At 58.5% G+C, this 15,974-nt stretch carries 11 protein-coding genes; 4 read left to right on the top strand and 7 right to left on the bottom strand.

Features of this window, described 5'->3' with window-relative positions:
* Positions 1-44 precede the first annotated feature (44 nt).
* On the top strand, positions 45-803 hold the full coding sequence (locus GA0061105_RS15025; RefSeq protein ID WP_092751438.1) for an ABC transporter ATP-binding protein: 759 nt from the start codon (positions 45-47) through the stop codon (positions 801-803).
* 107 nt (positions 804-910) lie between these two features.
* Here GA0061105_RS15025 and GA0061105_RS15020 read toward each other — a convergent pair whose 3' ends face one another.
* The 4 genes from GA0061105_RS15020 to GA0061105_RS15005 all read right to left on the bottom strand — a co-directional run bounded on the left by GA0061105_RS15020 (position 911) and on the right by GA0061105_RS15005 (position 4,262).
* The gene (locus GA0061105_RS15020; protein ID WP_092751141.1) at positions 911-1,498 is read right to left on the bottom strand and encodes a hypothetical protein; all 588 of its coding nucleotides are present in this window, start codon (positions 1,496-1,498) and stop codon (positions 911-913) included.
* Positions 1,464-2,051, bottom strand: a complete 588-nt coding sequence (locus GA0061105_RS15015) for a hypothetical protein (protein ID WP_092751139.1) — start codon at positions 2,049-2,051, stop codon at positions 1,464-1,466. Before GA0061105_RS15015 ends, GA0061105_RS15020 begins: the two co-directional genes overlap by 35 nt.
* Positions 2,052-2,166: 115 nt before the next feature.
* On the bottom strand, positions 2,167-2,994 hold the full coding sequence (locus tag GA0061105_RS15010; RefSeq protein ID WP_092751137.1) for an HNH endonuclease: 828 nt from the start codon (positions 2,992-2,994) through the stop codon (positions 2,167-2,169).
* Positions 2,991-4,262 carry an AAA family ATPase gene (locus GA0061105_RS15005; RefSeq protein ID WP_208601655.1) on the bottom strand — a complete coding sequence of 424 codons (1,272 nt, stop codon included), beginning with the start codon at positions 4,260-4,262 and terminating at the stop codon, positions 2,991-2,993. Before GA0061105_RS15005 ends, GA0061105_RS15010 begins: the two co-directional genes overlap by 4 nt.
* Before the next feature lie 544 nt (positions 4,263-4,806).
* Between GA0061105_RS15005 and GA0061105_RS15000 the strand changes: the two genes are divergently transcribed.
* A complete protein-coding gene (locus GA0061105_RS15000) occupies positions 4,807-8,241 on the top strand; it encodes a class I SAM-dependent DNA methyltransferase (protein WP_092751134.1) in 3,435 nt (1,144 codons plus the stop codon).
* 59 nt (positions 8,242-8,300) lie between these two features.
* Here GA0061105_RS15000 and GA0061105_RS14995 read toward each other — a convergent pair whose 3' ends face one another.
* Positions 8,301-9,212 (bottom strand): HNH endonuclease, encoded by a 912-nt coding sequence (locus GA0061105_RS14995; RefSeq protein ID WP_092751132.1) that lies wholly within the window; start codon positions 9,210-9,212, stop codon positions 8,301-8,303.
* A gap of 110 nt (positions 9,213-9,322) precedes the next feature.
* On the bottom strand, positions 9,323-10,219 hold the full coding sequence (locus tag GA0061105_RS14990; protein ID WP_092751130.1) for a GGDEF domain-containing protein: 897 nt from the start codon (positions 10,217-10,219) through the stop codon (positions 9,323-9,325).
* Positions 10,220-10,574: 355 nt separating this feature from the next.
* On the opposite strand from GA0061105_RS14990, the gene GA0061105_RS14985 reads away from it, so the two are divergent.
* The gene (locus tag GA0061105_RS14985; protein WP_092751128.1) at positions 10,575-13,190 is read left to right on the top strand and encodes an AMP-binding protein; all 2,616 of its coding nucleotides are present in this window, start codon (positions 10,575-10,577) and stop codon (positions 13,188-13,190) included.
* A gap of 131 nt (positions 13,191-13,321) precedes the next feature.
* Here GA0061105_RS14985 and GA0061105_RS14980 read toward each other — a convergent pair whose 3' ends face one another.
* On the bottom strand, positions 13,322-15,439 hold the full coding sequence (locus GA0061105_RS14980) for a carboxy terminal-processing peptidase (protein ID WP_092751126.1): 2,118 nt from the start codon (positions 15,437-15,439) through the stop codon (positions 13,322-13,324).
* A 235-nt stretch (positions 15,440-15,674) separates the two neighbouring features.
* Between GA0061105_RS14980 and GA0061105_RS14975 the strand changes: the two genes are divergently transcribed.
* Complete coding sequence (locus GA0061105_RS14975; protein WP_092751436.1) at positions 15,675-15,974, top strand: hypothetical protein; 300 nt, start codon at positions 15,675-15,677, stop codon at positions 15,972-15,974.

The following is a 15,974-nucleotide window of genomic DNA, read 5'->3' as shown; positions in this document are numbered from 1 at the left end:
TGCTTAGCCTCTCGCATGTGACGAAAATCTACCGCCAGGGCGGCATGCTCGGCCGCCGGCTGATCACCGCCGTCAACGATGTCAGCTTCGAAATCGGCGACGAGCCGGAGATCCTCTCGATTGTCGGCGAATCCGGCTCGGGCAAATCGACGGTGGCGGCGATGATCCTCGGCCAGGCCGAACCGACCGAAGGCGAGCTGCAATTTGCCGGCAAGACCGTCGCCATCCACAACAGGGCCGAACGCACGGCCTTCATGAAGGAGGTGCAGCCGGTGCTGCAGAACCCCTTCGAAGCCTTCAACCCGCTGAAGCGGGTGGACCGCTACCTCTTCGAGACCGCCCGCAACTTCTCCGCCTCCGGCAACCGGCCGGACCGGCGGGAGGTGGAGAAGATGGCCGATACCGCCCTCCACCATGTCGGCCTGACGCTGGAAGAGGTGAAGGGCCGCTTTCCCCACGAACTCTCCGGCGGCCAGCTGCAGCGCGTCGCCATCGCCCGCGCGCTGATCCCTGAGCCGCGCCTGCTGGTGGCCGACGAACCGGTTTCCATGGTCGACGCCTCGCTGCGCATGGCGATCGTCAACCTCTTCGGCAGGCTGAAAGCCGAGCTGGGGCTTTCGATCATCTACATCACGCATGATCTGGCGACCGCCTATTACGTCAGCGACAACATCATCATCATGCGCAAGGGTGAAATCGTCGAGCGCGGGCGGGCGCGGACGGTGTTGGATGATCCGCAGCATGAATATTCGCGGGCGCTGAAGGATGCGGTGCTGGCGGCGGAGTTTGGTGAGGTGGGGTGAGCGGTGTGGAAGGGCAGCGAGTGCGGGTGTCTATCACGCAGCGCGATTTCCTTGCTATGGACGAGGGGAAGCTCTTCATTCGCACGAGCCAGCTTGTGCTTGGATTACTACAACGTCATCTGAAATCGGCCGATTTCCCGCATCTTCGAGATGATTTCAGACGCCGCCTTTTGCGCTTCGCGCCTAGTCAATCCGGATTTACGCAATCGTCTCGAAACAATCTTCAGATAGAGCTTTTCCCAATGGGAGCGGAAACCAGTGTCGGGGATCTCGACTATCACCTTTGGCACCGCAAAATCATCCACTAGTCTGTCGCCGGGTTTTCCGGGTTGAAGATAGACCGCGCCAGCAGTCAGAATCTGATCGACCAAAGCTCCCTGCTTTGAAATGTCGAACTCAATGATTGCAACACGCTCGGTCGGTCTCAGAAAACGAATGAGCAGGGCGATGTGCTCCGATCTGCTCTCCAGTTGGGCCCACTGGATAGTTACGTCGCCCGCGACGAATTTTTGATGCACGCGAACAAGCTCAACGAGGTCGGGACGCTCTGTTGTATCCAAGATAAGCAGTGGGATCAGCTTGCCATTGACGATGCCCGGCGTGGCGATAACAGGATCTGAAACGACCTTTACGATTTTACCCTGATCAGAGGTTCTGACGTCAATCTTCGTGTATTTGCGGCGAGCTAACCTCATCTCGGTACTCCTGCATCAGATTGGCCTTAATGATCGTTTTCGCTTCATGAGTATCGGTGATTTCCAGATCGTAGCCGTCGATCACCCTTCCCAAAAGAAGGTCCTCCGGGGCCAGGAAATGCAACCATCCCGAGACGATTTCATGAGCCGGCACTTTCGCCGGAAGCGACAGTACGTCGACCTGTCCTCTCACAAAACCTCCTGCTCCGTCCCGAGTAGCTGGAAGCTTCAGCGTCATGAGAACGCGCTCCGATGTGAGATAGCGAATGACCAACTCGGCATCAGCGACCGCGTTGTTGCTGTCGCTTGGATTTCGCACCTGCACGAGTAGGCTGAACGCTCGTCCCGATTCATCTGTTTTATGGAAGCCATGGCTCAGGTAGCACGTGAGAGCCGGGCGCTTTCGAGCGTCTTGTCTGAGAGCGAGGTTTCTATTTTGCCATGCGATATAGGCGTTGACTAGGCCAAGCGACAGGCTTGCGATGCTTATGAATAGGCTAAGAACTGCAATGGCTTTGGTGAAATCTAGAGTCCCGATAAAAAATCCAGTCATTTAATAATCTTAGGCGCTCCTCGTCGCAGACGGACATCGTGAAATAATATCGTTCAGTCGCACTTCAACCTAACTTTGTACTATCTGATAAGGCGTTACTAACGGCGGACCGCGATCACAATGGGCCATCTAGCCAACTGAGCATCGCCTGAAAGTCCGTTTGGATTGCCTGCGCCAAAGCAGCCTCCCAGTCGTTTAGCGGCCTGCCCTCATGAGCAACATCGACCTTCCTTTGAAGCGTCTGTTGTTTGACTGCCAAGGACTTGCCGGCCAACCCCAACTTCAACGACGCGAGAAATCCATGCGCTCGCCTCTGATAACGACCGGCAAGGCCAAGCCTCCTAAAATGCCGGTGTGCGATTGCCCTTTCGCCAGGTGGCAGAAGCCCGTGGTCATTTATCTTGTAGCTCACGAAAGCCTTCTGCGCGGGGTATGCAATGGTCGCTTCTAGAATGGAGGCATCAATCGACGGCTCGAAGGCGGGATTGAGAAAAATCCTGTCGCCATTGGCATCTTTATAGGCGTTGAGTTTTTTCCGGTTGCACGGGGTGCAGATCGGGATGAGATTGGGTCCATGAAGCGAGAATTCCGGGAAAGGCGCTTTCGGCAGGAAATGATCGAGGTCTGGATTTTGATCTAGACTGCAATAAGGACAGAGGTCTGCATTGGCTGGCGGTAGACTGTCCACCATAGCGGCCAACCTCCGCTTTATCTGCGCGGTTCGACCCTCATACCCATCAATTAGCGACGAGCGTTGTGCCTTGGTCGCCGCCATGGCTTGAAGGACATGTACATTTGGCAGTGCGCCGTTATACAGTTGAGTTGCGGCCGTGACGCGACCTACTAAAGGCTGCATAAGTAGCGCGCGAGCGGCCGTCGATTCATTGACTAGTGTTGTAAAGCTGGGGACAACCGCCTGATCATAAGGGCCTTGTCGTCTCATCGAATGCCTTCCGGCTGACCAAATTCTTCTTCAAGCGCATACAAATATGCGCTGGCAGGAACGCCGAGCGGGTAGTCGAACAAGGCTTCGACCGCCTCGGCGCTTCCCCGTACTTCGAAAAGTTGCCTAAGAACGTCGGTGAAGTCGCGTTCAGGGTCAGCTAAGCCAAGGACTCTCCGCGTCAGTTCTCCCAAATCTTCACCAAAAGATTCGATTTCGAGAGGCCTGATTTTTGGCCGATCACTGCCGTCTCGCGTAAAGTGGCGTACGAAGCGGCCGGGAACCTGCTGCAGAAGGATAGGCGAGTGGCTCGCGACGACAGCGTAAGAGTCAAATTCCGCGAGTGCTTCGTTCAACGCAGCGATAAAAGAACTGAGGAGGCCTGGATGAAGGTTGGTTTCCGGCTCATCAATCAGCAAAAGTGAGCCTTCCTCGATGAATCCGACGATATTGCTAAAGATAGCGACCACAAGGCGCTGCCCCGCACTCAACCCAGCGATAGCCGAAGCTCTCTCTTCATCCTCTTCGGATGTGAGCGCAGTGGCAATCGAAGAGTTCAAGAAAGTCGATAGAATGCTTCGCAGAATATCCATGCGGTCGCCCTGGACGACGGGCTCCAAGGCTTCATTCAGCATCTGACTGACCTCGTTGGTCGTGATCACACCACTATTGTCCCGAAGACCGCAGTATTTGTAAGAACCGCGTGAGCGGTATGCGACACCGTCGATACGTGGCGCCTTCTCGCCGGCCGGCCGCGGCAGAGGGAATTCGTCGAATACATTGTAGGAAATCGCGATCAATCGGCTGATCTCGACGTCAGGAGAGATGTGGGCTTCTGGCAATCGCTCCAACGTCGTGCGATTGAAGACCTGTGGAGGCATCAGTCCTGCAGCCAGAGTGGCGAGGGCCGTCGTCTTGCCAGTCCCGTTTCTCCCGATGAGAAGAATCGTACGGTTGGGCAGTTGGTTATGGTGGCTGAAATCGAGGTCCATTGAATGCGGCCCTGAAGCCCCTTGCAGTATCATTTCGAACGCAAACTTCGGTGGAGCTACTTCCTCGAAATGGGAGCCGATATAGTATCCCCCGCGTTTCAGCGCGTGGCGGGACGACGCCTCGCGCATGAAGCATTTTTCCCACAAAGCTTCATTTTTGATCCGCTCGCGTCTCACCGGTCTCGCCACCAAGTCGGACATGAGACTGAGATACTGCCTGCGGATCTTTGCTTTCAGACCGCGTATTCTTCGGTAGTAGGCGATGGACTCGCCCATTGATGCGCTTCGAGGCGGGAGGGTTGTGAGCAAGGTGGGAAACTCGGAAACGCGGAACCCCTTATCGTCGGACGCAATCCTCATAGGCCCGAGATCCAACTCCTCCTCTTGTGTCAAATGCAACGTCGCGACAAATCGGCATTTCCATCCGAAATCGTCCCAATTGTCCTGATAAAGACTTACGTATGGATACTTGAGCTCATCGAGTTGCGGCACCGTGCGTCGTCTGTGGTAGATCAAAATCTGCATATCAACTACACATTGGAAGAACTAATATCGACAGTTGTGACGTCACTTTTGCCGGCCGTCTAGTCTATTAGGTAAGAATCGGCGGTTGGACGTGACCGGTGGCCTTGCCCCAAAATTATTCATTTGGAGGAATGCCGGCCTAGCCCCAATCAAAGGCGATACTGGCCATTGTTAACTAAATCCGCTCGAGAGTGTCTGCACGGATCGCAGGAATAACACGCTGCGGATGCAAATCCTCCCACCGCTCGCGTTCATTAAGTAATAATTTACGCGTTTTCCACACTATTATTTTTTGATGGAAACACAAAAGAACAAATCTATAGGTATTTTCGAGTTCATCCAGCGCTGGTCTGACCGAGAGGGTGGGCAGGAACGTGCAAATTATTCTCTTTTTCTGACCGAGCTTTGTGATGTCCTTGGGGTAGCTCATCCCGACCCTGCCGGCGCCTCACATGAAATGAATGATTATGTCTTCGAGCGACGCGTCGAGCGACGCATGGCAGACGACAAATCGGCAGTCGGACGTATCGACCTTTACAAGCGCGGGCATTTCATCCTGGAGGCGAAACAAAGCCGTCAGCGTTCGGGGTTCGAGCCAAAAGGCAGCTCTCAGGGAGATTTGTTCAGTCCCAATGCTGGACGCACTCACGCAGGAGAATTAAACGTCATTGATCATTTAATGATTCAAGCTCGTCGGCAGGCAGAACGCTACGCTGCAGCCTTGCCAGCGGATCATCCCTATCCGCCATTTCTAATCGTATGCGACGTCGGTCGGTCGCTCGAACTCTACGCAGATTTCTCAGGCAATGGGCGGCACTATGCCCAGTTTCCCGATGCCAACACCTTTCGAATTCAACTTGCTGATCTTAAAGATCCACAAACGCGAGACCTTCTTCGCGCAGTCTGGGAAGACCCTTTTTCTCTCGACCCGGCGCAGCAAACCGCAAAAGTTACGCGGGAAATCGCTGGGCGCCTCGCTACGATTTCAAGAGCGCTGGAAACGCGAGGTTGCGAACCGCGGAGCGTCGCGATTTTCCTCATGCGCTGCCTGTTTACGATGTTCGTTGAAGACGTCGGGCTGCTTCGGAAGAAAGGGTTCACCGAGCTCCTTGACCGGTGTCTCGATGATCCTAGACGTTTCACTTTTGAGATCAATGACCTTTGGAAACACATGGACCAGGGCGGCTACTCCCCTGGCATTGGTGAACGGCTGCTGCGTTTCAATGGCAAGCTTTTCAAGAACGCTGCAGCTCTACCTTTAACGGTCAATGAAATTCAGCTGCTTCGTGATGCCTCTGACGCCGATTGGTGCGATCTTGAGCCAGCAATCTTCGGAGCGTTGTTCGAGCAGGCGCTTGAAGCTGGCGAACGCAAGCGGCTTGGCGCGCATTACACGCCGCGGGCGTACGTGGAACGTGTAGTCAATGCGACAATTATTGAGCCCCTGACACAGGACTGGGTTGAATATCAATCAGCTGCTGAGCGTGCGCTGAGATCCGGTATGAGAGTCGCCGCCATCCGCGAAATTGAGGATTTTCTCAAACATCTTTCGTCCGTGCGCGTCTTGGATCCCGCCTGCGGCACAGGCAACTTTCTTTACGTCGCGTTGCGACGGATGAAGCAACTCGAGGGCGAGGTTCTAAAGCAACTTCACGACATCGGCGGCGACGAAGCAGTCGCCAATGCGGAAAAATTTTCTGTCAAGCCGGAACAATTTTTTGGAATGGAGTTAAACGGACGCGCAGTAGAAATCGCCGAACTGGTTTTATGGATTGGCTACATTCAGTGGCACCTGAGGACACGGACAACGGTACCGCCGGAGCCCGTCATTGGCAGCGCCGATCATGTGCAGGAAAAAGATGCGCTTATTACTTGGGCGGATTATCCATATTGGCATTTAAAGCGAGATAGGCTGGGTCGCCCGGAATCTGACCAACAAAGCCATGAGGTCTACGCGTTTCCGAATGTCTCCCGACCCGATTGGCCCGTTGCGGACTTCATCGTGGGGAATCCGCCGTTCATCGGTGGCAAGGACATTCGTGGCCGTCTTCCTGGAGGGTACGCTGAAGCCCTATGGAAGGCCAATCCTCATATCAACCCTTCGGCAGACTTCGTTATGTATTGGTGGGATCGCGCCGCCGAGCTGCTGACTCAGAAAGGGACGCGGCTTCGACGCTTCGGTTTCGTGACTACCAACTCAATCACCCAGGTATTTCAGCGCCGCGTGATCGAGCAGCATTTGTCCGCGACCTCGCCGGTTTCAATATTATTGGCGATCCCAGACCATCCCTGGACAAAGGCGACGAAAGATGCAGCCGCTGTACGGATTGCCATCACCGTTGCCGCAGCGGGCGAACATAAAGGAATCTTACGACAGGTCGTAAGCGAGGATGAACTTGACAGCGATGAGCCGAGAATCGTTTTCGCCGAGCGACAAGGAACTATAAACGCGGATCTCACCATTGGTGCCAAGCTCGATAGAGTCACAGGGCTGATGGCAAACGAAGCCATCTGTTATCGGGGAGTCCAGCTTATGGGAGCCGGCTTCATCGTTACCCGAAGCAAGGCCGTTGAGCTTGGGCTCGGCCACCGACACGGACTCGGACGTTACATCAGGGAATACAGAAACGGCCGAGATCTAAATGCGCACTCTCGGGATGTAATGGTGATCGACTTATTCGGCCTCGATGCAGCTTTCGTGCGACAGGCTTATCCAGAAGTCTACGAACATTTACTCGAAACCGTAAAGTCAGAGCGCGAGAAGAATAACCGAACGTCTTACCGTGAAAAATGGTGGCAGTTCGGAGAACCAAGGCGAGAGATGCGACCGGCACTGGAAAGCGTCAATAGATATATTGCTACGGTTGAGACCTCGAAGCATCGCATATTTCAGTTTCTTGATGCTACGGTAATCCCAGACAACAAGTTAATTACTGTTGCGACGGACGATGCCTTTTGGCTCGGAGTGATGTCATCGAAAGTGCATGTAGTCTGGGCGACGGCCGCTGGAGGGTGGCTGGGCGTCGGAAATGATTCTGTCTATGTGAAATCACGCTGTTTCGATCCGTTCCCATTCCCCGATGCGACAATGACTCTTCGATCGAAAATCGCCGCATTGGCAGAAGAACTCGACGCCATGCGCAAATTGGCGCTAACAGAAAATTCCGATCTGACACTCACCGGGCTCTACAATATGCTGGACGTAGCACGAGCGGGTAGCTCTCTTTCCTCCAAAGAACGAGAGCTCCAGAAGCGAGGTCGTGTCCTCATTCTCAAAGATTTGCATGAGCAGATCGACCAAGCGGTGATGCAGGCCTACGGATGGGAGATGACACTAACTGAGGATGAAATACTCGAGCGGGTTGTTGAGCTGAACCTGCAACGGGCATCAGAGGAACGACGAGGCCTTATCCGCTGGCTACGTCCGGACTATCAAATTGAAAAGATAGGCCCCCTGGCTCATCGCGTCGATCGCGTCCAATCACTTGCGACATCACGGCCATCCAAGCCAAAGCCGCGCTTTTCGGAAGAGAGGAAGATACAGGCAGCTCAAGTCCTCGCTTTACTTAATCGGAATCAGTCACCACTCACAGCTATCGAGATAGCCGCGGAGTTTAGGGAGTCCAGCCAAGTCAGCCTGCAAATTCAAGACGTTCTGATGTCGCTCAACCGGCTCGGAGATGTTGAAACCTTTGATAACGGTCGAAGCTATATCCGCGCAACTGGCTGAATCGCCTGCTCCAGGCTATGACAGAAGAATGCCGCTAAACCCGCTTCTGATCTTTTTTGTTATTGCTTGAAGCAATTCTGGCGATGCCACCTGAGAAAATGAGGATGGGGCCGCTCGAACAGTCGTGAAGGCACGCTAGCCGTTCCAGATTTGTTGATCAGTCCTCGGATGCTTTCCGGATCGTTGGCTTGCCGCGAGATCAGAATATCCAGATTATCCGAGAGGCTGATCAATCCGCGGTCGAACATCCAGTGTGCGGTGCCAGACAGAGCAATGCCGTTGCTGAGGATATCGGGTCCGTTTGCCTCCACGGGGCGAATATGCGCAGCATCGACTTCAGCACGTCCACCGCCGTTTATGAGCTTCAAGCCAGTGATTGCGCACCGTTTATCATAGGCCTGCAGAACGAGCCGGCGAAACAGCCGATTGCGAACGATCCGCGACGAGAGTTGCGCAACCCGGTCGCGCTCTTGCTCAAAGAGGAACGGCGCCTGAGCTCCCTCTTCAAATCCGTCGGCATGAAGCGGTACGGCCGGCTCACCCAGCCGAGGCAGTTCAGGCTCATGTTCGTCCAGGCCAATCGACAGGATGCGATTGAAGTCCGCCGTGGATATTTGGCGCACCGCGGCCTGTGCTCTGCCGGAGATCCGCCCCTCCTCGTTCAGCACGCTTCGCTCAATGACACCGTCCGGCCCACTGAACGGAACAGTATTGATGAAATCGAGGTAGCTGCCTGGCTCGATGAGTGCCAGATGCATGCCGGACACCTTCGGATCCGGGATGACCTGGGCCACTTTTGCGACGGCAAAATAGCCGCGGGTCGCAGCCACCTTGCGCGGCTCGTAATAAATTATCCAATCTCCGAGGCAGGCTTGCACGCGACCGAGATATTGGCGCGGGAACTGATATTGTTCTGCCGGGCTGTCGTCGTAGATCGAATCTGAGCGGTGAATGAAAACCCCGAATCCCATGTCAGATGCGTAGCATGACCAGGGCGATTCAGATACGGCGCTTGCATCCTGCTTCAAAGAGAATTGAGCACGCGTACGGCGTAGTTCTGAAATCAGCAGCATCACCCATTCTACGCGGCGCGCACCCTATCCCGACCACTCATCTTGGCGTCATAAAGCGCCTGATCCGCCCGCCGGTAAAGCTCCGACGCGCTGTCCGTCGGCACACAGGCGGCGATGCCGGCGGAGCAGGTGTAGCTGAAGTCGGGCGAGTCCGGCAGCGGCCGGGAGAAGCGGATCACCGTCAGCATGCGCTCGACCATGGCAAGCGCGTCTTCCGGGCCGGTGGCCGGCATGACGAGCAGGAATTCTTCGCCGCCGACCCGGCCGAAACAATCGTTGCGGCGGACATTCTGGTGGATGCGGTGGGCGAAATCGCGCAGCACGAGATCGCCGGCGTGGTGGCCGAGCCGGTCGTTGATGCGTTTGAAATTGTCGATGTCGAAGACGGCGAGGCAGCCGCTGCTGCCATGCCGGGCTGAAGCCAGCATGTCTTCGACGCGGGCCATGACGAAGCGGCGGTTGGCGACGCCGGTGAGCTCGTCGGTGTAGGAGGCCTTGATCGCCTGGTCGCGATCCTGCCGGACGGTGCGGCCATGGACCTTGAGACGGGTGATGTCGCTAGCGATGCAGAGCATCCAGCCGTTACTCTGCACCGCCTCGGTCATCCACAGCCAGCGGCCGTCGGAAAGATCGGTCTCGAAGGCGCGATAGCCGATCTTGCCGCGGCGCGACTGGGTGGAGCGCAGCCATTCCTCGAAATTATCCGTGCGGATGACGGTGCCGCGGCCAAGATGGAAATTGCGCCGCATCAGATCCGGCCAGAGCGGCGTTTCCTCCGGCTCGATGAAATAGGCCGAGCGGAAGGCGCTGTTGGCATAGCGCAGCCGGTCATCGCCATCATAGACCGCCATCAGCGTTTCAGTCTGTGCGGAAAGATGGAGAAGCTGTTCGATTGTCTCGTCCATACAGCACCCTGTCTGGTTGCCCCGGCAAGAGATGGCGCAGAAATCCTATGAGAAAAGAGCCGTTCGGCAAGCAAAGGCACTTGGGGTGATTACGGAAGCGTCAACACGCGCCTTTCCCGCTGGTGATCGGACATCGGCTGTCGCGGGATCGGGCGCAAGCCATCCGATGCTGCAAGGCTGATGTCGCCGCTGCGGTGAAACGGTCGCCACCGCAATCGGCAAGGGCCCGCCGCGGCGCATGCGAGGGAATCGCACGGTTGGCCCGGGCGCGGTAATGCACCCGCAAATTAGTTGACTGCGATAGTCAAGGATTATACGCGCTTCGGCCAGTTTTCTGCCAATCCGAAGCGTCAGCATGATCCCCGCCACCAACCTGTTTTCCGAAATCGCTCGCGCCGACGATCGCCCTGCCCTTGTCTTCCCAGACGGACGGACGCTCTCCTATGCCGATCTCAACGCCCGGACGCTGCGCTTTGCCGAGCGGCTGGGGGGCGGGCAAAAGCGGCTCGTGGCGATTTCGGCCGAGATCTCGGAACATGCGATCGTCGCCTATCTCGGCGCCTTGCGCGCCGGCCATGCGGTGGCGATGCTGCCGCCCTGCGATGACAGGCTGTGGCGAGAGTTTCTGGCGGCCTTTGAGCCGGACTTCACCTACCGCCCGGCCGATGGCCGCTGGCGGCTCGTCTGGGAAAGCCGGCCCGGGCAAAGTGCTGCGCCGCTGCATCCGGATCTCGCTCTGCTGCTGATGACCTCAGGCAGCTCGGGCCCGGCGAAGGCCGTTCGCCTCTCGCATGCCAATCTTGACGCCAATGCGCGCTCGATCGCTTCCTATCTCGAGCTCACCGCTGCCGATAGAACCGCGCTCGTCCTGCCGCTTCACTATTCCTACGGCCTCTCCGTTCTCCATTCGCATCTGGTTGCCGGCGGCAGCATCTTCATGCCGGGCGTCTCCGTGGTCAGCGAGGATTTTGCAAGACTGCTCGACGAAAGCGGCTGCACCAATCTTTCGGGCGTGCCCTATTCCTATGAGCTGATGGAAAAGACCGGTTTCCGGACGAAGACGCTGAAGACGCTGCGCTTCATGACGGTGGCAGGCGGCCGGCTGGCGCCGGAACTGATCCGCCTCTACCGCGACCATATGCGCGCCAGCGGCGGCCGCTTCTTCGTCATGTACGGCCAGACCGAGGCCGCCGCCCGCATCGCTTTCGTGCCGCCGGAGAGCCTAGCGGATGATGAAGAGCGGATCGGCATCGCCATTCCCGGCGGCAGCCTCAGCCTCGTTGGGGATGACGGACGTCCGCTCGACCGAGCCGGTGTTGCCGGAGAGCTCGTCTATGCCGGCCCGAACGTGATGATGGGCTACGGCGCGGCCCGCGCCGATCTTCAGCGGGGGGCCGAGGTCGCGGCATTGATGACCGGCGACATCGCCATGCGCGACGAGCACGGTTTCTATCGGATCGTCGGCCGCAAGAGCCGTTTCGCCAAGGTCGCGGGGCTGAGGATCGGCTTCGACATCATGGAGCAGGTTCTGGCCGAGGCGGGAATCGCAGCGGCCGTGGTCGGCGACGATCACGCTCTGCAGGCCTTTGTGAGCGATGCTGATAAGGCCGACCGGGCGCTTGAGGTGCTGGTCGAGGCGAGCCATCTTCCGGCGAACCTTGTTAGCGTCAGGGTGCGAAGCGAGCTTCCGAGGCTTGCCTCCGGCAAGATCGACTATGCGGCCCTTAGCGAGGAGATGCTGGCGGCGCGCGAGACGAGCCGTGCGGCGGTGCTCAGCGTGCTCGATGCCTATGCGGGGGTGTTCTACCCCCATACCGTCAGCCGCAACGACAGCTTCGTCTCGCTCGGCGGCGATTCGCTGCGCTTCCTGCAATTGACGATGGCGCTCGACCGGCTCGGCATCGAGCTGCCGGAAGGCTGGGAGCAGCGGCGGATCGCCGAGCTCGATATCGGCCCGCGGCTCACCGCGTCAGGCCGGAGCGCAGAGTTGCGGGCGCTGCCGACCGATCTGGTTCTGAGGGCCATCGCCATTCTGCTCGTCGTCATCCATCACCAGATGCTCTGGCCCATTCCCGGCGGCTCCGGCGTGATGCTGCTTCTCGTCGGCTTCAGCCTGGCGCGCTTCCAATCCGGCCATTTCCTCGCCGGCGATTTCCGCCATGCGCTGCGGCCGGCGATCAACGTGCTCATCCCCTATTTTCTGATCGTCGCCGCCTATGGGCTCGCCTGGCGCACCATTCCCTGGGCCTCGATCACACTCACCGGCAATTTCGGCTATGCCGAGCCGGAGCGTCACGAGATGCTTCCCTATCTCTACTGGTTCATCGAAGCCTATGCGCAGACGCTTCTCGTCTTCTCGCTCATCTTCGCCGTGCCTGATGTGCGCAGGCTGGCGCGGGCGCGACCCTTCGCCTTCTCGCTGGCGCTGCTGGCGCTGGCGGTCACCGCGCGGTTTTCCCTGCCGCTCGTCTTCGACATCGGCAATCGGCAGATTTTCACCCTCTACTGGGGCCTCCACCTCGGCCTGTTCGGCTGGTGCGCGGGCCTTGCCGGCAAGCCGCCGCAGCGGATCGTCCTGACGGTCATTGCCGCCGCCGTGCTCGGTTACCTCGCCTTCTGGGAAACGCTCTGGATTGGCACGACGGTCAAATATCTGACGATCTTCGCCGCACTGATGGCGCTTCTCTACCTGCCGCGCATTCCCCTGCCCGTGCGGCTGGGGCGCCTGGTGACGCTGATCGCCGTTTCCGCCTTTCCGATCTACCTGCTGCACCGCTTCGTGCCGGAATTGCTGATGCCCGAGGCAGCAGCCGTGCTGCCGGCTCCCCTCTTCCATCTGCTGGCGATATCGGGCGGCCTGGCGGTCGGCATCATCGCCAACAGAATCGCGGCCGAGCTTCGCAACCTGCTTGGCGCGCTGGCTCCGGCCCGCGGCACGGCCGGGCGCGCCATTGCGGCGGAGACCGCCTGAGCCGTTTCCGGTGCGTCTTGGGCCGGACTGCTGCCGCCGGGCGAATGAGCGAATTCCGGTCGAGCCGCACCTCATTAGCGCGGCCTTCGGAAATTTGCAGTTATGAACCGGTGTGGATCTCCGGTCAGACGCTATTTCTGCTCCGTTTTTTCCGGCTGCTTCGTGGCTGCCTCAACGGCGCCGCCCTGCAATTCCGCCTCGTCGGCAACGATGGCGGCGGCCTCGTCGAGCAGCACGTCCTTGGCCTTCTTGCGGGCATTTTCCATGGCGATGTCGGCGCTGAGGCTGCGCTCGTCGGCCTGCAGGCCATCGTCTCCGGCAAGATCGTCGCCATCGCCGGCTTCGGCGCGAGCCTTGAACCGGGCCTCGCGCGCCGCCGCTTCCTTGCGGCGTTCGGCTTCGTTCAGCGAAACGAGGCCTTTCTCACGCTGCGCCTTCAGATCGGCAATGTCCTGCACCAGGCGCTGGAAGTCCTGATCGCTCTTGGCCCGCGCATCGTGGCGGCTCTGCAAGGTCGGCAGCAAAGCCGCGATATCGCCTTCGGGCTTATATCTCGCCGGCTTGATCTCCGCCCATGGCAGGGCATTGTCAAAACTGGTCTCGCCGAAAAGCTTGGGGTCGGTCAGCCCCGGCAGGCTGATATCGGGGGTGACGCCGCGCAGCTGCGTCGTGCCGCCATTGATCCGGAAGAACTGGGCGATCGTCACCTTCAGCTCGCCGAATTCGGGTTTGCTGTTGTGGACCATCCGGTCGAGATCGACGACCGTCTGCACCGTGCCCTTGCCGAAACTGGGTTCGCCGATCACCACGCCGCGGCCGTAATCCTGGATCGCCGCGGCAAAGATTTCCGAAGCCGAGGCCGAGCCGCGATTGATCAGAACGCCCATCGGGCCTGTCCAGACAGGTTTTGCGAGGTCGGCGCTTCTGACGTCGATCTTTCCGTTGCTGGCGCGCTGCTGAACGACCGGGCCCTTGCCGATGAACAGGCCGGTCAAATCGATCGCCTCATCAAGCGAGCCGCCGCCATTGTTGCGCAGATCGATGAGAACGCCGTCGACCTTTTCCTCGCTCAGTTCAGCGAGAAGCTTGGCGACGTCGCGGCTGGCGCTCTTGTAATCCTTGTCGCCCTTGTTCTTGGCGTCGAAATCCTCGTAGAAGACCGGCAGGGTGATGATGCCGATCTTGCGGGTGGTCTCGCCCGCCTTCACCGACAGCACGGTCTTCCTCGCCGCCTGCTTGTCCAGGCTGATCTTGTCGCGCACTAGGCTGACGACACGATGCACGCCATCGGCGCCGGCATCGGCCGGCAGAATGTCGAGCCGAACGATGGAGCCTTTCTTGCCGCGGATCATCTGCACGACTTCATCGAGGCGCGTGCCCACCACTTCCTTCATCGGCCCGTCCTTGCCCTGGCCGACGCCGGTGATGCGGTCGCCGACGGCGAGCTTGCCGGAGAGCTGCGCCGGCCCGCCGGGCACGAGCTCGCGGATCGTCGTGTAATCGTCGCGCTCCTGCAGCACCGCGCCGATGCCGAACAGCGAAAGCTTCATCGAGACATTGAAATCGGCAGAAGCCGCCGCGCCAAAATAATCCGTATGCGGATCGATCGCGTTCGAATAGGCATCCATGAAGGATTGGAAAACGTCGTCGCTCTTGAACTTGTAAGCGCGCTCCAGCGTGTTTTCATAGCGTTTGTCGAGCGTCTCGCGGATGGCCGCGTCATCCTTGCCGCCGAGCTTCAGCCGCAGCCAGTCGTTCTTGACGCGCTTGCGCCAGAGATCGTTGCTCTCGGTTTCCGATTGCGGCCAGGGCGCCTTGTCGCGCAGCACCGCATAATCTTCCTTGCCGCTGAAATCGAAACCCCGCTTGAGCAGGCTGCGCGCATAGGTCATGCGATCGACGACGCGCTGCTGATAGGCGTTGAAAATCGTAAACGGGATCTTCAAATCCTGCCGCTCGATGGCGTCATCGATGTCGCTGCGGTCGGCCATGAACTTGTCGATGTCGGCCTGCAGGAAGAGCATGCGGTCGGGATCGAGCGACTTGATGAACCCATCCATCACCCTCGCCGACAAAGCATCGTCGAGCGGAACCGGCTTGTAGCTGTAGCGCGAGAGAAACTGTGCGCTCAACTCGGCGGCCTGCGCCTGCCGCGTCAAGGGCTTCAAAACCGGCGGCGCTGCGACCTCGGCATAGGCGGACTGTGCAATTGCAAGAAATGCACCGAGGAAAAAGTAGGCTATGCGCATCGAGCGTGGATCCAATTCTTTAGGCCGAAGTGTCGTCAGAGTGATTTAAGTGAGGCAATTGTGGTTTTTTGGCAACCAGGCGGCAAATGGCATGGCCGGCAAAGCCGGGGAAAACCGACCCGGCAGTGATTTCGAGGCTTCCGGCACGGCCCGCACCGGTGGGGCTGCAAAGTTTGAGTTGACCGTTTTCGACGACGAAGCGACAGTTGATACAGAGCAAGGCAGGAGGAACACGATGGACGAGCAAGACCGCTGGCGCCAGATGGCAAGCGCACCGAGAGACGGCAGCCGGATCCTGGTGACGATCCGCGCCTCCGAACAGGGGCCGGCGGAAGTCGACCTCGCCTACTGGTCGCATGGCGATCAGTTCGGCGGCGAAGGCTGGCGCGCCTCGGATTCCTCGCCCGGGCACATCATCGAATATGCCGAGCCCGAATTGAAGTGCTGGATGCCGATGCCCTCGGCCAACCGCACCTCGATGCCCTCGCCCTGGGAAGGCGAGGACGACGAGCAGCTCGACGGGTCGGGGATTTGA

The sequence above is a fragment of the Rhizobium aethiopicum genome (assembly GCF_900094625.1).
In the GTDB taxonomy this organism is placed as follows: domain Bacteria; phylum Pseudomonadota; class Alphaproteobacteria; order Rhizobiales; family Rhizobiaceae; genus Rhizobium; species Rhizobium aethiopicum.
Note: the sequence above shows the minus strand (reverse complement) of the source record. Positions and strands in the feature narration are given on the sequence as shown.